The 25524-nt window shown below is 56.1% G+C and carries 27 protein-coding genes; 17 read left to right on the top strand and 10 right to left on the bottom strand.

All coding sequences use genetic code 11. The annotated features are described in order from the left end of the window. The first annotated feature begins 25 nt into the window (after positions 1-25). The gene (locus ATO67_RS04700) at positions 26-1132 is read left to right on the top strand and encodes a calcium:cation antiporter (protein ID WP_067645071.1); all 1107 of its coding nucleotides are present in this window, start codon (positions 26-28) and stop codon (positions 1130-1132) included. Between the two features lie 49 nt (positions 1133-1181). On the opposite strand, the gene ATO67_RS04695 is transcribed toward ATO67_RS04700, so the two are convergent. Continuing rightward, on the bottom strand, positions 1182-2384 hold the full coding sequence (locus tag ATO67_RS04695) for a pyridoxal phosphate-dependent aminotransferase (RefSeq protein WP_067645068.1): 1203 nt from the start codon (positions 2382-2384) through the stop codon (positions 1182-1184). A 207-nt stretch (positions 2385-2591) separates the two neighbouring features. On the opposite strand from ATO67_RS04695, the gene ATO67_RS04690 reads away from it, so the two are divergent. Continuing rightward, positions 2592-3509, top strand: coding sequence for an EAL domain-containing protein (locus ATO67_RS04690; RefSeq protein ID WP_067645065.1), 918 nt, complete (start codon positions 2592-2594; stop codon positions 3507-3509). 231 nt (positions 3510-3740) lie between these two features. Next, entirely contained in the window at positions 3741-4004 is a 264-nt protein-coding gene (locus ATO67_RS04685) for a hypothetical protein (RefSeq protein ID WP_245303840.1), read from the top strand. On the opposite strand, the gene ATO67_RS23695 is transcribed toward ATO67_RS04685, so the two are convergent. After that, entirely contained in the window at positions 4005-4139 is a 135-nt protein-coding gene (locus ATO67_RS23695; protein ID WP_280940004.1) for a hypothetical protein, read from the bottom strand. On the opposite strand from ATO67_RS23695, the gene ATO67_RS04680 reads away from it, so the two are divergent. Both ATO67_RS04680 and ATO67_RS04675 read left to right on the top strand, forming a co-directional pair. Continuing rightward, positions 4138-5040, top strand: a complete 903-nt coding sequence (locus tag ATO67_RS04680) for a DMT family transporter (protein WP_067645059.1) — start codon at positions 4138-4140, stop codon at positions 5038-5040. The genes ATO67_RS23695 and ATO67_RS04680 overlap by 2 nt on opposite strands. Before the next feature lie 436 nt (positions 5041-5476). Beyond that, on the top strand, positions 5477-5692 hold the full coding sequence (locus ATO67_RS04675; protein WP_042617292.1) for a cold-shock protein: 216 nt from the start codon (positions 5477-5479) through the stop codon (positions 5690-5692). Between the two features lie 141 nt (positions 5693-5833). Here ATO67_RS04675 and ATO67_RS04670 read toward each other — a convergent pair whose 3' ends face one another. Further along, on the bottom strand, positions 5834-6529 hold the full coding sequence (locus tag ATO67_RS04670; RefSeq protein WP_067645055.1) for an MBL fold metallo-hydrolase: 696 nt from the start codon (positions 6527-6529) through the stop codon (positions 5834-5836). Between the two features lie 210 nt (positions 6530-6739). Between ATO67_RS04670 and ATO67_RS04665 the strand changes: the two genes are divergently transcribed. From ATO67_RS04665 to ATO67_RS04645, 5 genes are all read left to right on the top strand, one after another. Continuing rightward, a complete protein-coding gene (locus tag ATO67_RS04665) occupies positions 6740-7339 on the top strand; it encodes a DUF1236 domain-containing protein (RefSeq protein WP_067645053.1) in 600 nt (199 codons plus the stop codon). Between the two features lie 220 nt (positions 7340-7559). Further along, positions 7560-8072, top strand: a complete 513-nt coding sequence (locus tag ATO67_RS04660) for a MarR family winged helix-turn-helix transcriptional regulator (protein WP_103088927.1) — start codon at positions 7560-7562, stop codon at positions 8070-8072. A 2-nt stretch (positions 8073-8074) separates the two neighbouring features. Beyond that, positions 8075-8788, top strand: a complete 714-nt coding sequence (locus tag ATO67_RS04655; RefSeq protein WP_067645048.1) for a response regulator — start codon at positions 8075-8077, stop codon at positions 8786-8788. A 40-nt stretch (positions 8789-8828) separates the two neighbouring features. Continuing rightward, a complete protein-coding gene (locus ATO67_RS04650; protein ID WP_067645045.1) occupies positions 8829-10208 on the top strand; it encodes an ATP-binding protein in 1380 nt (459 codons plus the stop codon). A 111-nt stretch (positions 10209-10319) separates the two neighbouring features. Continuing rightward, positions 10320-10898: a hypothetical protein gene (locus ATO67_RS04645; protein WP_067645042.1), complete on the top strand. Its 579-nt coding sequence runs from the start codon at positions 10320-10322 to the stop codon at positions 10896-10898. Positions 10899-10936: 38 nt separating this feature from the next. Here the strand turns inward: ATO67_RS04645 and ATO67_RS04640 are convergent, their stop codons facing one another. From ATO67_RS04640 to ATO67_RS04625, 4 genes are all read right to left on the bottom strand, one after another. After that, positions 10937-11278, bottom strand: a complete 342-nt coding sequence (locus ATO67_RS04640; protein ID WP_067645039.1) for a tRNA-binding protein — start codon at positions 11276-11278, stop codon at positions 10937-10939. 11 nt (positions 11279-11289) lie between these two features. Then, positions 11290-12108 carry a pyrroline-5-carboxylate reductase gene (proC, locus tag ATO67_RS04635; RefSeq protein WP_425352186.1) on the bottom strand — a complete coding sequence of 273 codons (819 nt, stop codon included), beginning with the start codon at positions 12106-12108 and terminating at the stop codon, positions 11290-11292. A gap of 6 nt (positions 12109-12114) precedes the next feature. Continuing rightward, a complete protein-coding gene (locus ATO67_RS04630; RefSeq protein WP_067645033.1) occupies positions 12115-12615 on the bottom strand; it encodes a type III secretion system chaperone family protein in 501 nt (166 codons plus the stop codon). A gap of 453 nt (positions 12616-13068) precedes the next feature. Then, entirely contained in the window at positions 13069-13332 is a 264-nt protein-coding gene (locus ATO67_RS04625) for an accessory factor UbiK family protein (protein ID WP_067645030.1), read from the bottom strand. A 304-nt stretch (positions 13333-13636) separates the two neighbouring features. On the opposite strand from ATO67_RS04625, the gene lgt reads away from it, so the two are divergent. From lgt to ATO67_RS04595, 6 genes are all read left to right on the top strand, one after another. Further along, on the top strand, positions 13637-14449 hold the full coding sequence (gene lgt, locus ATO67_RS04620) for a prolipoprotein diacylglyceryl transferase (RefSeq protein ID WP_067645608.1): 813 nt from the start codon (positions 13637-13639) through the stop codon (positions 14447-14449). 14 nt (positions 14450-14463) lie between these two features. Further along, positions 14464-15564, top strand: a complete 1101-nt coding sequence (locus ATO67_RS04615; protein WP_067645027.1) for a class I SAM-dependent methyltransferase — start codon at positions 14464-14466, stop codon at positions 15562-15564. A gap of 146 nt (positions 15565-15710) precedes the next feature. Further along, positions 15711-16505 carry a peptidoglycan editing factor PgeF gene (gene pgeF / locus ATO67_RS04610; protein WP_067645607.1) on the top strand — a complete coding sequence of 265 codons (795 nt, stop codon included), beginning with the start codon at positions 15711-15713 and terminating at the stop codon, positions 16503-16505. 1 nt (position 16506) lies between these two features. After that, a complete protein-coding gene (locus tag ATO67_RS04605; RefSeq protein WP_067645024.1) occupies positions 16507-17658 on the top strand; it encodes a M24 family metallopeptidase in 1152 nt (383 codons plus the stop codon). Between the two features lie 84 nt (positions 17659-17742). Then, a complete protein-coding gene (locus ATO67_RS04600) occupies positions 17743-18444 on the top strand; it encodes a hypothetical protein (RefSeq protein WP_067645021.1) in 702 nt (233 codons plus the stop codon). A gap of 245 nt (positions 18445-18689) precedes the next feature. Next, positions 18690-19622: a ribose-phosphate pyrophosphokinase gene (locus ATO67_RS04595; protein ID WP_067645017.1), complete on the top strand. Its 933-nt coding sequence runs from the start codon at positions 18690-18692 to the stop codon at positions 19620-19622. A 90-nt stretch (positions 19623-19712) separates the two neighbouring features. Here ATO67_RS04595 and adh read toward each other — a convergent pair whose 3' ends face one another. The 3 genes from adh to ATO67_RS04580 form a co-directional block, all read right to left on the bottom strand. Next, complete coding sequence (gene adh / locus ATO67_RS04590; protein ID WP_067645014.1) at positions 19713-21230, bottom strand: aldehyde dehydrogenase; 1518 nt, start codon at positions 21228-21230, stop codon at positions 19713-19715. A 154-nt stretch (positions 21231-21384) separates the two neighbouring features. After that, positions 21385-22344 carry a helix-turn-helix domain-containing protein gene (locus ATO67_RS04585; RefSeq protein ID WP_067645011.1) on the bottom strand — a complete coding sequence of 320 codons (960 nt, stop codon included), beginning with the start codon at positions 22342-22344 and terminating at the stop codon, positions 21385-21387. 84 nt (positions 22345-22428) lie between these two features. Further along, the gene (locus ATO67_RS04580) at positions 22429-24501 is read right to left on the bottom strand and encodes a bifunctional diguanylate cyclase/phosphodiesterase (protein ID WP_067645008.1); all 2073 of its coding nucleotides are present in this window, start codon (positions 24499-24501) and stop codon (positions 22429-22431) included. Between the two features lie 322 nt (positions 24502-24823). Here ATO67_RS04580 and ATO67_RS04575 point away from each other — a divergent pair, with 322 nt between their 5' ends. Further along, positions 24824-25450, top strand: coding sequence for a 50S ribosomal protein L25/general stress protein Ctc (locus ATO67_RS04575; RefSeq protein ID WP_067645005.1), 627 nt, complete (start codon positions 24824-24826; stop codon positions 25448-25450). Positions 25451-25524 lie beyond the last annotated feature (74 nt).

Below are 25524 nucleotides of genomic sequence, written 5' to 3'. Positions count from 1 at the left end.
CATCGCATGATACGGAAGGGCGAAAATGTCAGTTGTTTCCACGCTGAAACAGGAGCGCATGTTGCTGGCTGCCGTGCCCATCGCCGTTGCAGCCTATATGGCCGAGCACGCGCTGATGGCCCAGGGCAAGACGATGTCTTTCGTTGTTGCCGCAGCATTGATCGGCGTGATCATTCTCGTGTCAATGCGGGTGGCGCATCATGCCGAGATTCTGGCCCACAAGGTTGGCGACCCCTATGGCACGATGATCCTGACGCTCTCTGCAGTGGCCGTGGAGGTGCTGATCCTTGCCATCATCATGAGCGAGTCGACCTCGCCGACACTTGTGCGCGATACGATCTATTCGGCCGTCATGATCGATATCAACGGCATTCTCGGCATTGCCGCGCTGCTTGGCGGGCTTCGTCACGGTGAACAGCCCTATAATGACGATTCCGCTCGCACCTACGTGGTGATGATCCTGACCGCCATGGGCATCTCGATGATCGTGCCGGAATTCATTCCCGAGGCGAAGTGGCACTATTACTCCATGTTCACCATCGGCGCGATGATTGCGCTGTATGCTCTGTTCCTCAAAATGCAGGTTGGGCCGCACAGCTACTTTTTCAGCTACAGTTATCCCCGCGCGGAACGCAAAGTGACTGGAGCAGAAAAGAGTGTCGATGAAGAAGAAGGCCGCCCCGCATCCTATTCCATCGGCGTGATCCTTGTCGGCGTGGTGCTGATCGGCGTTCTAGCCGAGTTCATGTCCGCATTTCTGAGCTTCGGGCTGGAGGGCAGCGGCGCGCCTGTGGCCCTGATGGCCGTTGTCGTCGCCACCATTTCGGCCGCACCCGAGATCATGACCGCGATGCGATCTGCGATGCGCAACCGCATGCAATCGGTCGTCAACATCGCCATGGGTGCGTCCCTCTCCACCGTCATTCTGACCGTGCCGGTGATGGAAGGCATTGCGCTCTACACCGGCCAGCCTTTCATCATGGCCATGACACCAGTTCAGACGGTCATGGTGTTCATCACGCTGGTTGCTGCGGCAATCAATCTGAACGATGGCGAAACGAACGCCATCGAAGGCATGACCCACTTCATTCTGTTCGCGACCTTCGTGATGCTGTTGTTTCTGGGTCTTTAAACCACAAAGCCCGGCATCTCTGCCGGGCTTTTCTTTGTTCAATCAATGCTTAACGGCAATTTGCGCAGAAGCGCTGAATACGGTTGCAGGCTTCTTCCAGCAACTTCTCCGATGTCGCATAGGAAATGCGGAAGTTGGGGCCGAGGCCGAAAGCGGAACCGTGAACGACGGCAACGCCTTCGGTTTCCAGAAGCTCGGTCACGAAGTCCTCATCCGTCTCGATAACCTTGCCGGACGGCGCGGTCTTGCCGATCAGTCCGGCGCAGGATGGATAGACGTAAAACGCACCTTCCGGCATTGGGCAATTGATGCCGTTTGCCTGGTTCAGCATGGAAACAACCAGATCACGACGGCCTTCGAAGATTTTCTTGTTGGCCGGAATGAAATCCTGGGTACCGTTCAGCGCTTCCACAGCAGCCCACTGTGCAATGGACGTCGCGCCAGACGTCTGCTGACCCTGGATCATGTCCATGGCCTTGATGAGCTGCAACGGGCCAGCCGCGTAGCCGATGCGCCAGCCGGTCATTGCATAGGCCTTGGACACGCCATTCATGGTCAGCGTGCGGTCATAGAGCGAAGGCTCGACTTCCACAGGCGTCACGAACTTGAAGTCGCCATAGGTCAGGTGCTCATACATGTCATCGGTCAACACCCAGACATGCGGGTGCTTGACCAGAACATCGGTCAGCGCCTTCAGCTCGTCGTGGCTGTAGGCAGCGCCCGATGGGTTGGACGGCGAGTTGAACAGGAACCACTTGGTCTTCGGTGTGATCGCCTTTTCCAGCGCCTCTGCCGTCAGCTTGAACTTTCCTTCCAGCGTGGTGTGGACGAAAACCGGCGTGCCACCGCAAATCGATACCATTTCCGGGTAGCTGACCCAGTAAGGTGTCGGGATAACAACTTCGTCGCCGGGGTTAAGCGTTGCCATGAAAGCGTTGAAAAGAATCTGCTTTCCACCGGTGCCGACGATTGTCTGCTCCGGCTTGTAGTCCAGACCGTTCTCGCGCTTGAACTTTTCGGCAATCGCCTTGCGCAGTTCGGGAATGCCCGAAATCGGCGTGTATTTCGTTTTGCCTGCGTTGATCGCGGCAATGGCGGCTTCCTTGATATTGTCAGGCGTATCGAAATCCGGCTCGCCTGCGCCAAGGCCAATCACATCACGGCCCTGCGCCTGCAATTCACGGGCTTTCTGAGAAACGGCGATGGTGGCGGAGGGCTTTACGCGGGAGAGAATGTCGGCAAGGAAGGCCATTTTTATCGGTCCTATTGAAATTGACATCGGCAGAAGTTTGCGACTGTCGCCTTCTGCGCCAAGTGGTATGTCGAAAGACGTACCGGGTTTCAAGGGTAGATGCCATGAAAATGGTACCAATGGCATATTTTAACATATGCTTAACTAGCTCGTAATGTTTTGCATGTTATGCTACCGGAGGTAGGGGTTATTTCCGGATAAGACGCCATGGCACCGAAAAGCATTTTTTCGAATCTCGTGCGTGAAGACGATGGCTCGTGGTCTACGACCTACGCGCCCTATTCGCTCAAATCCGCGCTTCAACCTATTTTCCGCCGTTTGTCGGATGGACGCTTCGATATCGACTCGTTCGAAGGTCTGGTCCGGCCCTATCAAGGCACGGAGCTGGTTTCGCCAGCCCAACTTTTCGCACAGGTGCGCCCCGATGACATCGAGGCGATAGATAGCATCCTGCGCACCATCCACATTCTCAATACAGGCGCGCTGGAACGATCGCGCGCCCGCATCTTCGTCAACTTTCATCCCGGCTTGTTTCGCACCCCGGCCAAGATGCGCCAGGAAGTGGAGCGCATGCGGCTTTCAGCCCATGAGGCGGGCATGTCCCCGGACCGGATCGTCTGCGAAATCGCTGAAAAGAATGCCTCCGACACACGGCTGGTGGCTGATTTTGCCGGTCACATGCGCGCCATGGGTTTCCGCGTTGCCATTGCCGATTATGGCGCGGGCGATTCCGACATAGAGCGCGTCAAGCTCATCAAGCCAGATTACGTCAAGTTCGAAGCCGCATGGGCGCGACACTTCATCAAAAACTCCGCAGGTGCCGCCCTCATCCGCGTTATCGTTGAACAGTTTGCGCGTGAGGGCATCGAACCGGTGTTCGAAGCGCTGGAGGACGAACGGGAAATCGAGTTGTGCCTGGATCTCGGCGTCGCCCTCATGCAGGGCTATGCGCTGGCCAAACCAGAACTCGCGCCCACAAGCTTCAACGAGCGTTTTCCAGAACTGCTCGGAACGCCCCGCTCCAGCCTTTTCAGGACACTGCCCGATGGGCAGACACATTCTACCCCGGCACTTGAACCACGCGGGTTAAAGCCCGTCCGCACCTTCGGAAAACGCGGCATTTGACCCTTGTTTAACGGGCGTTAACCGGCGCCTTTATATCGCCACAATAAATACGCCGGACTGTCTGAATTCGGTCCAGAAGACGTCCACTTCAGAGCCCCTTTTATGGCATGTCGCACGAAGCAGGAATAATGCGTCGCGACACACCGTAAAGCTGACGAGAAAGACGGAAAAGGGACCGGAACAATGTTTCTCAATGATCGGAAATCGGCAGACCGGCTGAGAGCACAACGGATGCTTTTTTCGGCGTGGATGGCACTCGCAGCGCTCGTTGTGATCATTACTATGGCGGCGGGATTGGTGACGTCTGCCCACGCGTCCGAAGCCGTCGATTATATCCATACGTCTTCCATAGCATCGGCTCCCATTTCGAAAGCCTCCGACCGCATTTTCGTCATCGTTCTTGTGGTGGCCGGCTTTGTGACCATGGCAATCGGCGGTATCGTTCTCACAATGAACAGCATCCAGGAATCCTCCGCGCGTCACCGCCGCGACTGATCAACCACGCGCCTGCCTTGCCGCCTTGGTGCTTTGCTGGTAGAGCAACGCCGAAACCGGCATATCGCCAAATCCAACCCAGTCTCGGTCGTAAGGTCGCGCAAAGCGCAAGCCTTTTGCATTTGGTGATTCCATGACACGCATTCAGGCCAACCTTGTTCTCTTGCTCGCCGCCGCGATCTGGGGTGGAGGGTTCGTCGCGCAATCGACCGCGATGGATACGATAGGACCTTTCTGGTTCGTTGGTCTGCGCTTCGCCATCGCGGCTCTGGCCGTCCTGCCCTTTGCGATGATGGAAACCCGACGCATGAAGGCGCCGCCAAGCCGTGGCGAATTCAGGGCTTTCATTCTTGTTGGCCTGGCGCTGTTCATGGGTGCCACCACGCAGCAGGTCGGCCTGCTGACGACGTCGGTCACCAATTCCAGCTTTCTGACGGCACTTTACGTCATCTTTGTACCGGTCATTGCCGTCATCATCTACCGCCGCCACCCGCACTGGGTGGTATGGCCGGGGGCGCTGATGATGCTTCTCGGCATATATCTGCTATCCGGCGGTGCCGTCACGCGCCTCACGACCGGAGATATGCTGAGCATAATCTGCGCCTTCTTCTGGGCCATACAGATTACCCTTGCCGGACGCTACGTCATGCAGAGCAACCGACCGCTTGCACTGTCATGCACACAGTTTGCGGTGTGTGCCGTACTCGCCATGCTGATTGGAGCGGTCATCGAGCCGATCAACTACCACGCCATCGCATCCTCCATCACCGAAATCCTCTATGTCGGACTGGTGTCATCAGGGCTGGCCTTCGTACTTCAGGTTATTGGTCAGCGCTATACAACAGCGCCACAGGCAGCGATCTTTTTGTCGTCGGAAGCCCTGTTCGGCGCGCTTTTTGCTGCTATATTCCTTCAGGAAACAATTCCAGCGGCAGGATATATCGGCTGCGCCATCATTTTTGCTGCTATACTGTTGGTTGAACTGGTTCCGGAGCTGTCCAAAAGGCGCAACAGCCGCGTCACGGCCAATATATAAGCATCCGACCTTTTTTAGCGAAAGCGATCGTACTCTTTTCACGCGAAAATAGCCGTAAAATAGCCTCGCCAACGATGATTTCGTTTCCCGACAGCGGGACCGTGAGAAAAATTCTGCCTGCCCTGCCCCAAACGTTTCGTAGCACCCTGCGAAGCGTGAAAAAACCGTGAAAACTTTTGCTTGCCAATTTAAAATAAACACAGCAATCTGTTGCAGTTCGGGCAATTTGCGAGCATGGGAAGGCCTATAAACAAATGCATCGGGGATATAATACTCCGAGCGGCGGGGACAAAATAACGTTGAGCAGAACGTCAAAAGCTTTCCACGCGATGGTTCACTTTCTCAATTATCAAAAACTGCCTGCCGTACGCCCTTGCGGGCAAAACTGCAATGCTGCCTGGAGCTGAACACGGGCAGAGCGAAAAGGACCTGATGCATGGCCGAGACTGGCACCGTTAAATTTTTCAATACCGACAAGGGCTTCGGCTTCATCAAGCCAGACAATGGTGGCGCCGATATCTTTGTTCACATCTCTGCCGTACAGGCTTCTGGCCTGTCCGCTCTCTCAGAAAACCAGAAAGTGAGCTTCGACACTGAACCGGATCGTCGCGGCAAGGGACCGAAAGCAGTCAATCTGCAGATTGATGGCTAACCCCTGACGACTTTCTCTTCTCGTTGAAGCCCGGCAGGAATGCCGGGTTTTTTTGGTTTTGGTGGCAGCTAGACGTACAGTTAATGGGCTTGCTTCTGGAAATCGGCCCGATCGCGACCCCAGAGACTCAAACATAACGCGTTACTCCGCTGTTTTGCTGGCTCCTTCAGCCATCCCGCTTTTCTGATCCGCATAAATCCCCTGCAAATACGGGTTGGTCCGACGCTCTTCACCGATGCGCCCGCCGGGTCCATGGCCGCATATGAAGCCTACTTCGTCGCCCAGCGGCAAGACCTTGTCGCGGATGGAGGCCAGCAATTGCTCATGGTTGCCACCGGGAAGGTCGGTGCGACCGATAGAGCCGCTGAATAGAACGTCGCCCACATGGGCAAAGGCTTGTGCGCGGTTGTAGTAGATGACGTGGCCCGGTGCGTGGCCGGGGCAATGAAGGACCTCGAAGTGATGATCGCCGAAAGAAACGGTATCGCCATCCTTCAACCATCGATCCGGCAGGACGTTTTGAAGGCCGGTGATGCCGTATTTCTCGGCCTGCATCTTGATGCGCTCCAGAAGTGGCTTGTCATCCTCATGCGGGCCGATGATCGGCAGCGAGAGTTTTTCTTTCATCTGCTTGGCACCACCGGCATGGTCAAGGTGCCCGTGCGTCAGCCATATTTCCTTTAGCTTGATGCCGTTCTCAGTCACCGTCTGGATGATCACATCCACATCGCCACCGGGATCGACGACCACGCCTTCCTTTGTATCTTCATCGAAGAGAATGGTGCAGTTCTGCTGAAACGGCGTCACGGGAACGATCCCCGCTTGTAACTTGCCCATGATCTCTTCCTTCCATTGATAAAACACCGACCTTCTATAAATGGGCAGGCTTGGCGGCACAACAAAGCCCGTGAGATGGACAGAGGTTTTAAGTTAAAAAACACGCCTTCGAGGTGCGCTCAGCTGTGCCTCCAAATGTTAGCGATCACGAAAACGGGAACAGACAGGTCACTCACGCGTTCTTGCCCCAGTCTTCAAAGGAGCGAGACAATGGACAAGAAGCTGAAACTTATGATTGCCGGTGGCGCGTTTGCGTTGATGGCTGGATATGCGAACGCAGCGATGGTTGCGACCACGGCCTCTGATCTCTCCGTGCGGTCAGGTCCTGGTGAGGACTACCCGGAAGTGGGTCTTGCCACCCGTGGCAGCGATGCGGTTCTCGATGGATGTATCGACGGCAGCGCATGGTGCCGCATTGAGGTAAATGGCCTTCGGGGCTGGGCAAATGCCGATTATCTCAATGTGATGTACGAAGGCGCACCCGTCATTCTGCGTGAGCGTCGTGCGGACGTCAACGTGCCTGTGGTAACATATGAAAAGACATCCAGCGCGCAGGCTGAACCCAACCCCGGCGATCCAAATCTTGGTCGTGTTGGTGAAGTTGACCCGCCAGAAAACGTGATGACCTACATCGATCAGCATCCCGGCGAAACCATCAGCATCGATGGCGATGTGGTCATCGGTTCAACCGTGCCTGCTGGCGCGCAGATGATGGAAGTCCCGGACTACGAGTATCGATATGTTCGCGTCAATGATCGCGCTGTTCTCGTAGAACCTGAAACACGTCGGATCGTTTACGTATACGATTAATCACTTGGTACATATCTGAAGAAGGAGCGCGGCATGTCCGCGCTCTTTTTGCGTTTAAAGCCGCACGGTTACATAATCATATTGAAGTCCAAACGACGTCATATTATCGAACGCAATAGAAAATGATCGCCTTCATGCTCCCGTTTGCCATATTTTCGGGTAGTGTCTCAGCGTTATGTAAGAAGCACCACCTCGTGGATGAGCAAAATAAGGAACGACAGTGCCTGCCCAGTCGATGAAAAAGGCCGCCGTCAAACAAACTCCGGCTCTTCCGCACGTCGATGACGGCAAGATCGACTTCGACACGATCGAGGCATTCTTCTTTGCGTATCGGGATTTCGTCTCCGACCCGGATGTCATTCTGTCCAAGCTGGATTACGGCAGGGCACACCACCGGGTCGTTTATTTCGTCTGCCGCCAGCCGGGCATGACGGTCGCCGACCTGCTGGAAACTCTGCAGATCACCAAGCAGAGTTTGGCGCGCGTGTTGAAACAACTGATCGACGACGGATATATTCGCCAGATGGCCGGGCCGGAAGACCGCCGCCAGCGCCGGCTTTATCCCACCCTGACCGGCCGCGAACTGGCGCTGGCGCTGAGCGACCCGCAATCACGGCGCATCGACCGCGCCCTTGAAGCCATGCAGCCGGAGGCGCGGGCCTGCGTTCGCGAGTTTCTGGCACGCATGCGTGATCCTGCAACCGATGGCCCCGTGATCGAGGCGAAGGAGTAACGATGCCAAGCACCGCGACGAAACAGCCATTGGCCGAAGATGACGCCCCTCACCTGCTGATTGTTGATGACGATGCGCGTATTCGCGATCTTCTCCAGCGTTTCCTGGGCGACAAGGGTTACCGCATCACCGCAGCGGCGGATGCTGCCGAAGCACGCCGCAAGATGGAGGGCATACGGTTCGATCTCCTCATCCTCGATGTGATGATGCCCGGCGAAAACGGCCTGTCGCTCACCCGCTCCCTCAATGAAAACAAGTCCGTTCCGGTTCTTCTCCTGACAGCGCGCTCCGAAGCGGATGCACGAATTGCCGGTCTTGAAGCGGGCGCAGACGATTACCTCGCCAAACCCTTCGATCCGCGGGAACTGGTGCTGCGCATCAACAATATTCTCAGACGCAACACGTCTCCCGATACGCCAAAAATCGAGCAGATCATCTTCGGCCCCTATAACTTCTCGGTTCCACGCAAGGAATTGCGTCGAGCTGCCGAAGTCATCCGGCTCACGGATCGTGAGCAGGAAATCATGCTGCTGTTCGCACTGCGCGCTGGTGAAACCATTCCCCGCCACGAACTTGTGGAGGCGGATGCGGAGGTTGGAGAGCGTACTATCGACGTTCAGATCAATCGCCTGCGTCGCAAGATCGAGGACGACCCCGCAAACCCTGTTTATTTGCAGACCGTGCGTGGCATCGGTTACCGTCTGAGCGTCGACTAACAGTCGTGCACCGCGCACGCGCATTCGAGTAGGCAGGACAATGGCGAGCCGGGATTTCATGACTGCTGTGAGAGACACCGCCCCCGCCCGGGCTTGGCGCTTTTCGGCCCGCTGGCTTCGCCACTGGCTGCCGACAGGGCTCTACACGCGGTCGCTTCTCATCATCATCCTGCCGATGGTTCTGTTGCAGATCGTCGTTGCAGCCGTGTTCATGGAACGCCACTGGCAGATGGTGACGGAACGGCTGTCTGCCGCTGTCACCCGCGATATCGCCGCCGTCATCGAGTTGCTGGAAACAGACCCCGAGGAAGACGACTATCAGCGGGTGATCCGCATCGCTCGTGACAGGCTTGATCTCAGCGTCTACATTGAGCCGAAGCAGGAGCTTCCGGAAGCGCGCCCGCAGCCGCTGTTTTCCATTCTCGACTCCATCCTTGCCGACCAGATCCAGCAGCAGATCGGCAAGCCATTCTGGATCGATACATTCGGAAACGGCGCGTTGGTCGAAATCCGCATCCAGCTGGAAAACAAGACGTTGCGGGTCTTTACCCGCCGCAGTCAGGCTTACGCCTCCAACACCCATATCTTCCTCGTCTGGATGGGCGGAGCCTCGTTGGTACTGCTTGGAATTTCCATTTTGTTCCTGCGCGGTCAGATCAGGCCTATTCTATCGCTAGCGAAAGCGGCGGAAAGTTTCGGGCGTGGCCAGAAGATAACCAACTATTCGCCCAGAGGCGCAGATGAAGTGCGCCGCGCCGGTCTCGCCTTCATTCTGATGCGTGAGCGCATAGAACGACAGATGGAACAGCGCACAGCCATGCTCAACGGCGTCAGCCATGACCTGCGCACCATCCTCACCCGCTTCAAGCTTCAATTGGCGCTGGCGGGCGACAACCCGGATCTGGAAGGCCTCGACAAGGACGTGGACGACATGCAGTCCATGCTGGAAGCCTATCTTGCCTTTGCGCGGGACGATGCGGAAGAGTCGGTCGGAAAGCTGGAGCTTAGCCCTCTCTTCGTACGCTTCAGCAACGATTTCCAGATGTGCGGCAAAACATTGAGCTACCAGTTGAACGGTGTTGACGAGCTTTCCGTTCGTCCCAACGCTTTTGCACGCTTGATCGGAAATCTCGTAGCCAATGCCCATCGCTATGCCAGCACGCTGGCCGTGGACATACGCAAGGCTCCCAAATCCATCACGCTCGTCTTCGATGATGACGGGCCAGGCATTCCACGGGAATCGCGTGAGGACGTTTTCAAGCCGTTTTATCGTCTTGACGAAGCACGCAATCTCAACGCGTCAGGCACCGGGCTAGGTCTGTCCATCGTGCTCGACATTGCCCGAAGCCACGGCGGTGATGTGACATTGGATGACAGCCCGCTGGGCGGGCTGCGCGTCATCGTCAAGATTCCAGCATAACAATCAATAGATTAACGTAACAGAGCAAGACTACAGCCAATCCCAATCCCACATTAACGGAATATTAGAACTTTGCACGGCCTATTACTATAAGTTGCAAAGGAGATTGAGATGGCAACCAAAAAGTTCACGACTGTCCGCATCAAAAACGAAACCGGTGTTAAACTGGCAAGCGTTGGTATCGTCCACAAATACAGTGATGAGTACAATCACAGCAAGGAATGGCTGAACGTCCCCAATGGTACGTCGCCCGAAGAAAAATTGATTGTAGAATACAACACCGGCTTCCTGACGACAGGCCGTGACTGGTGGAAAGTCGTCGCCATGACCGAAGACGGTCGCATCTTTCAATCCGCTCCCAACAATTACCGTGGCTTCATTGATGGCGTGGAAGAGGTTTTGAACGAATGCGGCTGGGACATCGTAAAGCTGGCGGTTGATATTACTATAAAAACCGAAGTTGGAGGCATCGTAGCGATCCCTATCGGCGTTGTCACTGCGATCCTCACCGGCCTGTCCAATTCGGCGTCAACAGCTGGCTTCAAGCAGTTCTTTCTTGAGGACAAAGACGTCGATCACGGCGTTGAAATCATTCTCAAGGCAAAAGAGGTCGAGTTCAAAGCGATTGAATCGACGGCAACAACGCCTTTCCTTACTGCTGCCACCATCGAGAAAAAGGTGGCAGCGTAAGCACGATCATGCAGCCTTTACACGCTGACCCTATGGGTTCAGCACATCTTCTCGCCATTGGGAACGGCCTGTTCTACACTGGCGAGAACGATGGCTCCGTCCTTATCGGCAAAGCCAAGCGTCAGCACTTCAGAGCGAAATGGCCCGATCTGGCGCGGCGGAAAATTGACAACGGACAGAACCTGTCGCCCAACCAGCGTCTCCAACGTGTAGTGAACGGTAATCTGCGCCGATGATTTCTTGATGCCGATCTCTGGGCCGAAATCGATCTTGATCTTGAAAGCGGGTTTGCGCGCTTCTGGGAAGGCTTCCGCTTCTATGATAGTGCCGACGCGAATATCGACTTTTTCGAAGTCGACGTAAGTGATCTGCTCGCTCATCGCCGCCCTCTTTAAACAGCCAATTCTTCGGCGCGTTTTTTCGCAGCAGCGATTGCCTTGTCGAAAAGCGGCTGCATGCCATTGTCATCCATCAGAACAGACAGAGCTGCTGCTGTCGTACCACCGGGAGACGTTACATTCTTGCGCAAACGCGATGCCTCGTCCGGGGACTGATGAAGCAATTCACCAGCCCCGGCGACGGTTTCCCGTGCGAGACGCATGGCGAGGTCCGCCGGCAAGCCACATTTGCGGCCTGCCTCCGCCATGCATTCTACGAGATAAAACACATAAGCAGGACCGCTTCCGGACAGAGCGGTCACCGCATCGATATCGGCCTCCGTCGCTACCCATTCGACAGGACCGCTGACTTTCAGCAGAGTTTCGACAAGCGACCGTTGCGGCTCGGACACCGTTTCATTCGCGTAGGCACCCGTCACACCGCGCCCCACCATCGCTGGCGTGTTCGGCATGGCGCGGATAGCAGCGGTCTTGCCCAGATAGGCCTCGATACCAGCCAGCGTCTTGCCCGCTGCGATGGACACGACGACGGTCTGCGGTCCGATCAACGGCTTTAGGGGCGGCAGGACCGCATCCATCAACTGAGGTTTCACGGCAAGAAACAAAATACCGGCAGTCGTGTCATTCTTCGGTGCTTCGGTCAGGTGCGTCGCACCCGCTTCTGACATCAACCCCATCATCGTATCCGAGGGTCGGGGGTCGATGACGATGATCGATGCGCCCGGCACACCCCTCTTCAGCCAGCCTGAAAGCAAAGCGCCGCCCATATTGCCGGCGCCGATGAGAACGAGCGGACACGATGCAAGAGACATCATGGCTCAGGCTTCCCCAACAGTCTCGAACAACGCGGCTTCCATGGCCGCCTTGGCTTCCATGCCGGACCAGACGACGAATTGGAATGCCTGGAAATACTGTTCGCAGGCTTCAAGCGCGCTGGAGAGAAGCACTTCCACCTGCTGGTTCGTCGGTTCTGCACCACCCGCCAGCAACAGAGACTGACGGAAGATGATCACGTCTTCCTGACGCCACAGATCGAAATGGCCCATCAACGTCTGACCGTTGACATGCGCCAACAGACGAATGACCTCATTGACGCGATGATCGGCAATTTTAATATCGAAAGCACAGGCCAGGTGCAGCGCTTCAAACTGCTCCATCCATGAAAACGAAACATGATAATCCGCCCAACGGCCTTCGACCGTCATGGCAATTTCATCTTCGCCGGAGCGTTCGAACGACCAGTCGTTAGACGCGGCAACGAACTCGATCATATCGACCGGGTTGGAGTGACGCTCGACTTCAAATTCCATTAGGCTCATACGGCACCTTCTCAGCCGGAAATGAATGTTCTGTTTCGCACGCAAAGGTACAAAAAACGCACACGCAAATGCCGGGTTACAATACTTCAGGATGATGCCCGACGCCGCCAGAATAACGCAGTAAACATGTCTGGAGCTTACGGAGTTCGTTTCGAATCATCATTGAAAATCAGTGTATAACGAGCGAGTCCCCGCGCCACCCCCAACGTCCCGTTTTTGCAATCAGAACTGTGTATATCTCCTCGTACGAAACCTCAGTTGTGAGTCATAACCGACTCTGCCGATTATGTTTTTCGAGTGTTTCCACAGACGTTAAAAAAAACTGAATGAAATTGCTTGCTTGCGGCTTCCGAATCCCCACTGCGGTGCAAACTGCTTCGAAATGAGACAAAAACGAAAAATGCCGGACCCTTGAGAGGGTCCGGCATGAGAATCAAAAGCTTTTGTAGCCTGTCAGGAGGCGGGGGTGGAGAGCTTCGCCTCAAGCGCTTCGATGCGCGCGCGCAAGGCGTCGTTTTCGTCACGAGCCTGAATTGCCATCTCGCGCACGACTTCGAATTCCTCACGCTTGACCAGATCGAGGCTATTGAGCCAACGCTCGGCCTGCGCATGAAAAGCGGTTTCGACTTCCTTGCGCATACCCTGAGCGGCACCTGCTGCGTCCGTCATCAGCTTTGCGAATTCATCGAAAATACGGTTTGTGCCTGTCGTACTCATGGTGCGATGTCCTCGTCAGTGGTGGAAAAGGCAAGGCGCCTTTCGGTTCATGTTATTCAGGTAGGCACTCGCTATTGCGGTTGCAAGCAAAATAAGGACCGGCTCCTAGGCACGTCCGCACGAGACCGTCATCACAGTGTCAAAGAATCGCCTTGACCGCACCCTTTTCAGTCGCCATTTTCCCGCTCCGGGAAAAGAATATTTTGTAAATCCAATGGATAATTGGCCGCACCGACATTCCGACCTCCAAGCGCAATAATCATGGAATATCGAATTGTTTGCACCCATCGCCCAGTTTTCGATCATGCCGTTTCCCAATATCGATCCGGTGGCGATCCACATAGGGCCGCTTCCAATCCATTGGTATGGCATTGCCTATGTCTTCGGCATCATGCTGGGCTGGTATTACGCGCGTCAGCTGAGCCTTTCAGATCGTTTGTGGCCACACGAAAAATCGCCGATAACGCCCGTTCATCTGGACGACTTTATCGTATGGGCCGCTGCCGGTATCGTTCTGGGCGGTCGCATAGGCTACATTCTCTTTTACGATATGGGTGCCGTTATCGAAAACCCGGTACGTGCCTTGCAAATCTGGAACGGCGGCATGTCCTTCCACGGCGGGCTGATCGGCACGACGGTGGCGATGGTGCTGTTTGCGCGTCGCAATGGCATTCCCGTCTGGAGCATGTTCGACATCATCGCTGCGGTCGCACCACTCGGTCTTTTGTTCGGTCGCGTCGCCAACTTTATCAATGGCGAATTGTGGGGCCGTCTGACCGATGTTCCCTGGGCGGTCGTTTTCCCGACGGGCGGTCCTTTTGCCCGTCACCCGAGCCAGCTCTACGAGGCTGGTCTCGAGGGCATCGTATTGCTGATCGTTCTCGCAATCCTTATCTATGGCTTCAAGGCACTGAAAAGCCCGGGACTGATCACTGGCGTTTTCGTCTGCGGTTATGCGCTTTCCAGAATATTCGTGGAGTTCTTCCGTGAACCGGATGCGCAGATCGGATATCTGGCCGGGAACTGGTTGACCATGGGCATGGTTCTATCGACACCTATGTTCCTTCTAGGCGTGTGGGCAATTGTACGGGCGCGTCGCGCTGCTTTGTCATCGTAACCGGGTAAAATACCATGCCGACACCGCTCGCACGCCGTATCAAATCCCTCATACGCCTCAACGGCCCGATGAGTGTGACGGACTTCTTTGCGCTCTGCCTCGCAGATCCCGAACACGGCTATTATAAAACCAGACAGCCTTTCGGCCGCACCGGCGATTTCGTAACTGCGCCCGAAGTCAGCCAGTTGTTTGGCGAAATGCTCGGCGTCTTCATCGTTCACGCCTGGCAAAGACACGGTACACCGGCCAATGCCCGCCTCGTGGAAATCGGTCCGGGACGCGGCACCATGATGGCGGATATGCTGCGGGTCATCCAGCGCATCGCACCACCGCTTTATGAAAGCATGAGTGTCCATCTGGTGGAGACCAGTCCGCGATTGACCGAGACACAGCAAGAAACCCTTGCCAGCCACGGCGACAAGATCGGCTGGCACGAGAGCTTTGACGATGTTCCGCCCGGCTTCCTGCTGATTGCCGCAAACGAGCTGTTCGACGCCATTCCTATCCGGCAATTCGTAAAAACCCCGCAGGGTTTCCGCGAGAGGGTCGTAGCGCTGGATACCGAAGACGAACTCGTTTTCGCCACAGGTCTCGCCAGCATCGATCCGGATTTGCTGCCGCCTTTGCCGGAGCGCCAGGCGCCTGGAACGATCTTCGAATACTCCCCTGCCCGCGAAGCGGTTATGGCCGCCATTGCCCATCGGATCAAGATCAATGGTGGCACCGCAGTCATCATAGACTACGGCCACACCGTTTCCGGTTTTGGCGATACATTGCAGGCGCTGCGCATGCATGAGTTCGATCCGGTTCTGGCGCATCCCGGCGAAGCGGACCTCACCAGCCATGTGGATTTCGACAGCCTCGTCAAAACCGCCCTAGCCAACGGCGTGCACATCAACGGCTGCCTGCCACAAGGTGACTTCCTGCATGGTCTGGGGTTGAGAGAACGCGCGCAGGCACTGGCCGCCAAGGCAACACCCGATCAAACGCTGGAAATTGCCGAAGCCGTCAACCGCCTTGCCGGTGAAGGTGTTGGCAAGATGGGTGAGCTATTTAAGGTCCTCGCCATCTCCAGCCCGGCCATCCATCTGCTGCCGTTCCGCGCGCTGGATTGACATTGGCGCTGGCCTTTGGTCAACATCGCGTGAAATCGAAGCAGTAACAAACTGCTATCTGCATCCCACGCGATGCGCTTAACCGGAAACACTCGCTCGCGAATATGCGTTTCAAATCAGCGACATCGCCAAGGATCGATACCGTAATGCAGGAAGACACGCTGCCGCTTCCCCTTCAGAGCCCGCTGCTTGTCGCATCGACAGGGCCGCGCATTCGCCACGGCTTCTTCACCCGTCATGGCGGCGTTTCCCAGGGCATTTACCGCGGCCTGAACGTCGGGCTCGGCTCTCAGGATGAGCGGCAAGCGGTTCTGGAAAACAGAAGCCGCGTTGCTGCCTGGTTCGGTCTGCCACTGGAAAAACTGGCGACCGTGCATCAGGTGCATTCTCCCGACGTCGTCGTCGTCGATGACACATACGACGGAGACAGACCACAGGCAGACGCCATGGTCACCGCCACATCCGGCATCATCCTTGGCGTATTGGCTGCGGACTGCGGCCCTATCCTCTTTGCAGATGCGCAAGCTGGCGTCGTTGGTGCCGCTCACGCCGGTTGGAAGGGTGCCGTCTCCGGTGTTCTTGAAAACACCGTGGATGCGATGATCGCGCTGGGCGCCAGCCGCAAGCGCATCGTTGCCAGTCTCGGTCCCTCGATCAGCCAGGAAAACTACGAAGTTGGACCTGAGCGGGTCGAAAGTCTGAAAGAGATGAACCCTGCCCACGCCGCCTATCTATCGTCCTCGCCCAACGCAGGCCATGCTTTTTTCGATCTGAAGCAGTTGACCGTGGATCGTTTGATGGCTGCGGGTGTGACGGCAGAAAACCTGGGTATCTGTACTTACCCCGATAATGACAGCTTCTATTCTTTCCGCCGCACGACACATCGCAGCGAACCGGATTACGGGCGGCAGATTTCAGCAATAGCAATTCTGGAGAACTGATATGGCCTTGCACTTCGATGCCGCCGAATTCGAGGCACGCCGCGCCCGCCTGACTGAGAAGATGGCGGAAGAAAAGCTGGATGCAATCTTGCTGTTTGCCCAGGAAAGCATGTACTGGCTGACGGGATATGACACGTTCGGCTACTGCTTTTTCCAGACGTTGATCGTCAAGGCCGATGGCACCATGACGCTTTTGACACGCTCGGCCGATTTGCGGCAGGCGCGTCAGACATCCAATATCGAAAACATCGTCATCTGGGTGGATCGTCTCAACGCCGATCCGACGCTTGATCTCAAAAACCTGCTGAGCGACATGGATCTGCTGGGTTGCCGCATCGGCATCGAGTTCGACACCCATGGCATGACGGGCCGAGTTGCGCGTCTTCTCGACAACCAGCTTTCCAGCTTCTGCCAGATCATCGATGCATCAGCCGTCGTCAGCGGACTGCGTCTCGTCAAAAGCCCGGCGGAAGTGGCCTATGCCAAGCGCGCCGGCGCGCTGGCGGATGATGCGCTGGACGCCGCGCTCAAGATCATTGCGCCTGGCGCTGATGAGGCCGATATTCTTGCGGCCATGCAAGGCGCGGTTTTTGCGGGCGGTGGCGATTACCCTGCCAATGAATTCATCATCGGTTCTGGCCCGGATGCCCTTCTTTGCCGTTACAAAGCCGGGCGTCGCAAGCTGGACGAGAAGGATCAGTTGACGCTGGAATGGGCGGGCGTCAGCGCCCACTACCATGCCGCCATGATGCGGACAGTCGTCATCGGTGAGGTCGAGTTCCGCCAAAAGGAGCTTTACAATGCCTGCGCTGAAAACATCCGTGCAATCGAAGAAGTCCTGCGCCCCGGCAACACGTTCGGAGACGTTTTCGACGTTCACGCGCGCATCATGGACGAGCGCGGACTGACGCGCCATCGTCTAAATGCCTGCGGTTATTCGCTGGGTGCGCGCTTCTCGCCATCATGGATGGAGCATCAGATGTTCTACGCGGGCAATACGCAGGAAATTCTGCCTAACATGACGCTCTTCGTACACATGATCATCATGGACAGCGACTCGGGCTTCGCCATGACGCTGGGTCAAACCTACCTCACCACGGAAGGTGCGCCGGAATCCCTGTCTCGCCACAGCCTTGATTTGCTAGCGGTCTAATCTCGATTTGACTCGCGTCGAGGTCGAACCGTACATTGTTTGCGATCAGGGAACGACGGAGCACTTTATGAGGGGATATATGGCATGCGGCGGCTAGGGGTAGTCATGGCAATCCCAGGTCTCGCCTTGGTATTATCGGCCTGCAATACGACGGATGCGCTGACACCGCAGGTCGATGTGGGTCATAGCAACACCCAATCGACCCCGGTCAATCAGGGCGATCTGGACCAGATGGCCGCCGCAGCCGACCGTTCCCCGAGCGTTGTTTCCTCTCAGGTGCCAGCTTATGCGCCGCAAAACACCCGTCAGGCTCAAGCGCAGGCGATGACGAGCGGCGCCCAGTTCGGAGAACCGGTGGCGCAACAAACGGCCCCGGCACAGCCGCAGACACAAACCGCCTCCCTGCCATCCGGTTCAGCGTCCGGCACCATCCGCTTCCTGCCCATCATCGGCGCACCCGTTCAGGCCGTGACGCCGCTGTCGCGTCAACTGGGCGCTGAAGCTCGGGCGAAGGGTCTCACCATTCGCCCGTCGAGTGACACGTCCGCAGAGAACATCCTGAAGGGATATCTTTCAGCCTTCGCCGATGGTTCCAACGTCACCATCGTTTATGTCTGGGATATCCTGGATGCCAATGGAGCGCGACTTCACCGCCTGCAGGGGGAGGAAACGGTAGCCGGTCGCGGCAACGACCCCTGGTCCGCCGTCACAGATACCGCCATGCAGAAGATCGCTGCCAAAACGCTCAACGACTACCAGTCCTGGAAACAGTCTCAACGGGGATAGACCAGCTGAAATTGTGGATGAAACCTGTTGATACCGCCTAAGTCACAAAGTTTTCATGAAAATTAAGGGTATCACCCTCTGACCTCTTGCATTCACGGGCAACCCCGCTATTAAGGCGCCCATGGCAAAACGGCATGTCCGGCACCCTTCGGGTCGGGTATTCCTCCCCGTTGAACGACGCACGGACTACAAAGAGTAACGTCTTTGTCGGATCTCAGGCGATGGCATTAAAACAGGCGGCAACAATGAAGGTTTTCGCAGGCAATTCGAACCGGCATCTGGCCGAAGCGATCTGCAAGTATCTTAATGTTCCCCTGGGAAATGCTACCGTAAGGCGGTTTGCCGACCAGGAAATTTTCGTAGAAATCAGCGAAAACGTGCGTGGTGAAGACATCTTCATCGTACAGCCCACCTCTTTCCCGGCCAATGACCACCTGATGGAACTGCTGATCATGATCGACGCCATGCGTCGTTCCTCGGCACGCCGCATCACCGCAGTTCTTCCCTATTTCGGCTATGCCCGTCAGGACCGTAAAGCTGGACCGCGCACGCCGATTTCGGCAAAGCTCGTTGCCAACCTCATCACTGAAGCCGGTGCAGACCGCGTTCTGACGCTTGATCTTCACGCCGGGCAAATCCAGGGCTTCTTCGACATTCCGACCGATACCCTTATCGCCATGCCTATTCTGGCGCGCGATGTGAAGGAACATTACGACCTTGCGAACCTGATGGTCGTTTCCCCGGATGTCGGTGGTGTGGTCCGCGCCCGTTCGCTGGCAAAACGCCTCGACTGTCTGCTGGCCATCGTTGACAAACGTCGCGATCGTCCGGGTGAATCCGAAGTCATGAACATCATCGGTGACGTCGCCGGCAAGGATTGCATTCTTGTCGATGATATCGTCGATTCCGGTGGTACTCTGTGCAATGCCGCAGAAGCACTGCTGAAGAATGGTGCAACCAGCGTCACGGCCTATATCACGCACGGCGTTCTCTCGGGTGGCGCTGTTGCGCGCATCGCATCTTCCAAACTGCGCGAACTCGTCATCACCGACAGCATTCAGCCGACGACGAGCGTGCAGTCTGCCCCGAACATCCGCGTCATCACCACGGCCGCCCTGCTGGGTGAAGCCATTAACCGCACATCGCTTGAGCAGTCGGTTTCGGGTCTCTTCGACTAAATATCCCATCTAAAACATGAATAGAAAAAGCCGGAGCAAAGAACTCCGGCTTTTCTTATTTTCAAACGTCTCGAACCAATCGGCTCCGGCTCAGAAGAAGCCGAGCTTGTTGGGGCTGTAGGAAACCAGCAGATTCTTGGTCTGCTGATAGTGGTCGAGCATCATCTTGTGCGTTTCGCGACCAATACCGGACTGCTTGTAACCACCGAAGGCGGCACCGGCTGGATAGGCATGGTAGCAATTGGTCCAGACGCGACCAGCTTCGATGCCACGACCTGCTCGGTAGGCAAGATTGGTATCACGGCTCCAGACACCGGCACCCAGGCCGTAAACCGTGTCATTGGCGATCTCGATGGCCTCTTCAACGGTCTTGAAGGTCGTTACCGACACAACCGGCCCAAAGATTTCCTCCCGGAAAACGCGCATCTTGTTGTTGCCCTCAAAGACCGTCGGCTGAATGTAGAAACCGTCTTTGAGATTGCCGGAGAGCGATTTCTTGTCACCGCCGGTCAGCACTTTGGCGCCTTCCTTCTTGCCGATCTCAAGATAGCTCATGATCTTGTCGAACTGTTCCTGAGAAGCCTGAGCGCCGATCATGGTCGATGCATTCAGCGGATCGTCCTGACTGATCGCTTCGACACGCTTGATGGCCTTTTCCATGAAACGGTCATAGATGGATTCGTGCACCAGAGCGCGCGATGGGCATGTGCAGACCTCACCCTGATTGAGCGCAAACATCGCAAAGCCTTCCAACGCCTTGTCGAGAAACGCGTCGTCCTCGTTCATCACATCTGCGAAGAAGATGTTTGGGGACTTACCGCCCAGCTCCAGCGTGATGTTCGTCACGTTGTCCGCAGCATATCGCATGATCTCCTTGCCGACGGAGGTAGAGCCGGTAAAGGCGATCTTGGCGATGCGATTGCTCTGCGCCAGCGGCTTGCCAGCCTCAAGGCCAAGGCCATTGACGATGTTGACGACACCCGGCGGCAACAGGTCCTCGATCAGCTCCATGACCAGTAGGATCGACGCGGGGGTTTGTTCCGCAGGCTTCAGCACAACGCAGTTACCGGCAGCAAGCGCTGGAGCGAGCTTCCACGTCGCCATCAGGATCGGAAAGTTCCAAGGGATGATCTGGCCGACGACACCCAGCGGCTCGTGGAAATGATAGGCCACTGTGTCATTGTCGATCTGGCCGATCGAGCCTTCCTGTGCACGAATACAACCCGCAAAATAGCGGAAATGATCAATGGCCAGCGGAATGTCGGCATTTGTCGTTTCACGCAGGGGCTTGCCGTTGTCCCATGTTTCTGCACGGGCGATAAGCTCGAGATTGTCTTCAATGCGCTGGGCGATTTTCAGAAGAATGTTGGAGCGCTCGGTAGCGCTGGTCTGGCCCCAGGTGGCGCGGGCCTTATGGGCTGCGTCGAGCGCAAATTCGATGTCGCTGGCGTCCGAACGCGGCACTTCGCAAATCTTCTGGCCTGTCACCGGAGACAGGTTATCCATATAGCGGCCTGATTTGGGCTCCACCCACTCACCGCCGATGTAGTTGCCATATTTGAGCTTGAACGGCGCTTCACCGGCCTTTTGCTGGACCTGAATGTTCATGAGTTCATCCTCCCTGATGAAATGCGATCCTTTGTTTGATCGCGTGACAGGAAGGTGGGCGCAGATTTGATAGAAGCAAAGAGGCGCAACGATATTCCGCACTGCACTGTGTTTCACATCTGCGACAGCGCAATCCAAGAATATGACATCAGCGTTAGTGAACCGAAAGCTTCTTCATCTTGCGGTGAAGCGTGGCTCTGCTGATGCCAAGTAGGACAGCAGCCTGCGTGATATTGCCGTTGGCACGGGACAGTACCCGGCGCAGCGCAGCCCTTTCCGCATCGGCAAGCTCCGCGCCTTTGTCATGCCGCTCCTCCCGCAAGGCATCGGATGCGGGAATTCCTGCCGCGAGCCTGAGATCATCAAGGTGCAGCGCCAGACGGGCGGCACGGGTTGCTCCGAGAATGATGTCGTCCTGATCAACCGCCAAAAGGGACAGAGAGGTGGAGTTTCCAGATGGCAGCATGAGGATACGTGCACCGGGAAAAGCACGACGGAATAGATTGCCCTCTATGCGTTGTGCCGCGTCACGCACGGCCTGCGTCAACATGGAGAAGGTTAGTTCGTTGACGTCATCCCGGCAGGTGGAAATGTCCAGCGCACCGGTCACTTGGCCGAGATGATCCCGAATGGGCGCTGTTGTGCAGCAAAGGCTGATGTTGGAGGAGAAGAAATGCTGATCACGGTAAATGGTCACGGAGCGCTCGTCTGCTAGCGCCGTGCCAATGCCATTAGTCCCGACGCTGGCTTCGCTCCAGACTGCACCGGACCAGAGACCCAACTGGCGAAAGTCCTGATCATCGGTGGTGGCACCGCGCCGCTCCAGCGCCACGCCATCGGCATCGGTCAAAAGCAGGCAGCATCCAGCCTTGCCGACGCTCAGAAAAATACGGTCCAGTTCATCGGCACTTTCAGCAATCAGTCTGGCAGAGATCTCCCGCGCTCTGCGAAACTCGGCATCGGCCAGAAAAATCGGCTCGCTGCCTTTTTCCGGAGCCAGATGATGCATGGTCATGCAGCGCCGCCAAGACGCGATGATGGGCGAACTGGCCGCCGCCGACGGCTGGTTGGCACTTTGATACACATGGTCCGCATGAGCCGTGCTGATAGACATGGTCTCCTCCCGAGATTTACCGGGATGGTGCGCCTGATGCGTGTCTCTTTCAACAAAATAAAGTGTTATTGGCGGATACGGAAATCAGCTTGCCAGCGGCAGTACGTCATTTTGAGGAAGTTCATCGCCTGGGGAAACCCAGTTCACGATGGCGTCGATTGTAATCGCCGGTCCCGGACGTCCGTAATAGAAACCTTGAACGTGCTGACACCCTTCACGGCGCAGGAACTCCAGATGCACCTGTGTTTCCACGCCCTCTGCCAAAACCGGAATGTTGAGGCTGTTGGCAAGGATCAAGGTGGAGCGGACGATGGCCTGAGACTGGACGTTGGTGCCAAGCCCTTCCACGAAACCGCGGTCGATCTTTATCTTGTCGAACGGAAAGCTCTGCAATGTCGAGAGTGAAGAGTAGCCGGTGCCATAATCATCCATGGCGATGCGGACCCCCAACGATTTCAAACGGCGTATTGTCAGCAACGCATGACGGTGGTCTGCAATAATCCCGCTCTCGGTGATTTCGAGTTCGAGCCGTTTGGGCTCAAGGCCTGTCTCCTCGAGAATCCGTTGCACCTTCTTGACGAAATCGGAATCCGAAAGCTGCAACGGCGCAACGTTGACAGCAATGCTTAGAGGGTTTCTCCAGCGCACTGCGTGGAGACACGCCTCGCGCAAAACCCACTCGCCCATCTCGATGATGAAGCCGGTCTGCTCCGCAATCGGAATGAATTCGGCTGGCGAAATCATTCCGCGTTCGGGGTGGTTCCAGCGCAGCAACACCTCAAACCCGACGATTGCGCCGGTCGTCGTGTCGTTTTGCTGCTGAAAATAAAGCTCGAATGCACCTTTGCTCAGTCCTGAACGCATGCTGACCGCCAGCGCACTGCGCGCGCGGGACGCCTCGTCCATGGATTTGTCATAAAAGCAAATCGTACCGGTCACGTCACTTTTGGCGCGGTACATCGCCACATCCGCCTGCGAAATCAAGGTGTCGGCGGTTTTCGTGCTAAAATTGCCAATCGCGATACCAACGCTTGCGCCAACCGACAGACTTGTTTCGTGCCACTCTATCGGCTTGACGACCTCACCCAACAGCCGATGGGCAAACTCGATACCATCGTTGCGCCCGTAATACCGGTGCAAGACCGCGACGAACTCATCGCCACCGACACGCGCGACGAATTCTCCAGGGCGAAGAATGGAACTCATGCGGTCTGCCAGCGAGCGCAGCACCGCATCCCCTGCCCCGTGGCCGTGAACGTCGTTGATTTCCTTGAAGCGATTGAGGTCGAACGACAGAAGTGCGATGCGCGTTGTCGGATCGTTGCTACGCTTCAACAGGGCTTGCAAATGTTCATGAAATGCCGCGCGGTTGGGAATGCCGGTCAGCGCATCATGCAGGGACAGGTGACGATACCGCTCGACAGCCTGCAAGCTGGCCTGAGAATCGATCACATAGGTGGAAAATCCGAAGGCAAGCAGGACGAAGGTGATGATGATTGCGCTACCACCCATAAGGCTTGGCGAAACCAGCGACGGTGCTATCGTCATTGCAGGATTGAAGGAGACCGAGAATGCGGCCATTGCCGTGAAGTGCGTCAGGGCAATACCCAGCACAAGAAACGTCATGCCGCTATATTTGCAAAACCAGTTCACGGGACGAACGACCCGGTTTGTTGCCAGCATGCCGAACACGCCGCCAAATACCATCGACGCGACGACATAGACCGGTTCCCAGACCAATGAACCTTGAACGGTATAGGCCGCCATTCCGGTGTAGTGCATGCACGCTATGCCAAGCCCGACGACGAGGCCGCCGCCTTCAGCAAGCAGCGTGTTGCCGCCATAGGTGGCAATGGCAAAGCCCGCCGTTGTTGCCGCCACGGAAATGATGAAGGAAAGCCCGGTAAAGCCTGGAAGAAACCCGACATTCCCAGGCGCCTGATAACCCAGCATGGCCACGAAATGCGTGGTCCAGATCGTCGTGCCGCCAATCATGCCCGCCAGAAACAACCAGTTCGCCCGCTGAATGGCCGCCGATTGGCGCGAGCGAGCGAAAAGACGCATGGTCAAAAAGCATCCCATCACGCAAATGGTGACAGCTGCTATCGTGTAGCGAATGTCATGGTCTATGGCCAGGCAGCTCAGAATTTGATACATTGACATCACGCGTCTGTTGAATTGTTTCAGACTATAATGGTGATCTCGTTTTTACGGCGTTTACCGACATAGATAAGCAAGAATTAAAATACTCGCCTTCCGATAGAGGTAGCGCTGGCACAATGAAATCCGGACGCGAGCGGAAGAGATTGTTTCTCAAGGCTCTGCTACCCTTGCCTTTACGCCTTCTTTATATTATAGCGCCCGCAACCGTGTAGACACCCTTGGAGGCAACGCGGGCGAGACGGCTTTTCAAAAGTCTTCTCCAGTTCGATCCGGCACGCCGGAACGAACTCTCCAGACAACCTAAAAGGATTATGCCATGAGCAAAGAGACTTATGAGCTCAAGGCCGAAGCGCGCGAACGAGTTGGTAAGGGGTCCTCTCGTGAACTACGTCGCAACGGTTTGATTCCTGCTGTCATCTATGGTGACAAGCAAGCCCCAATTTCTATCGCGATCTCGACCAATGAAGTCACAAAGCGCGTTCAGGCCGGCGGTTTCATGACCACCGTCGCAACGCTCGACGTTGACGGCAAGAAGTACAAGGTCCTGCCAAAGGACTACCAGCGCGACCCAGTCCGCGATTTCATGGTGCACGTAGACTTCCTGCGCGTATCCGGCAACTCGCAGGTTACGGTTGAAATTCCGGTTCACTTCATCAACGAAGAAAAGTCGGACATCAAGAAGGGTGGCGTTCTCAACATCGTTCGTCACACTGTCGAAGCCCACGTACCGGCAAACGACATTCCTGATGCGATCACCGTTGACCTCGACGGCCTCAAGGTTGGCGACAGCGTTCACATCTCGCAGGTTACCCTGCCGAAGAACGTCGTACCTGTCATCACCGACCGCGACTTCACCATCGCAACCATCGTGCCACCAGTCGTTGCGATCGTTGACGAAGCCGAAGAAACAGTCGCGACAGAAGAAGACGACAAGTCCGAATAATTCATTCGGTATCGTACCGCTACCAATGCCTCGTATCGAAAGATGCGGGGCATTTTTTATGCCGCGTTGATCCC

The sequence above is a fragment of the Agrobacterium bohemicum genome (assembly GCF_001562555.1).
GTDB classification, from domain to species: domain Bacteria; phylum Pseudomonadota; class Alphaproteobacteria; order Rhizobiales; family Rhizobiaceae; genus Agrobacterium; species Agrobacterium bohemicum.
The sequence above is the reverse complement of the archived record's forward strand: the minus strand, read 5'-3'. Positions and strand labels throughout refer to the sequence as shown.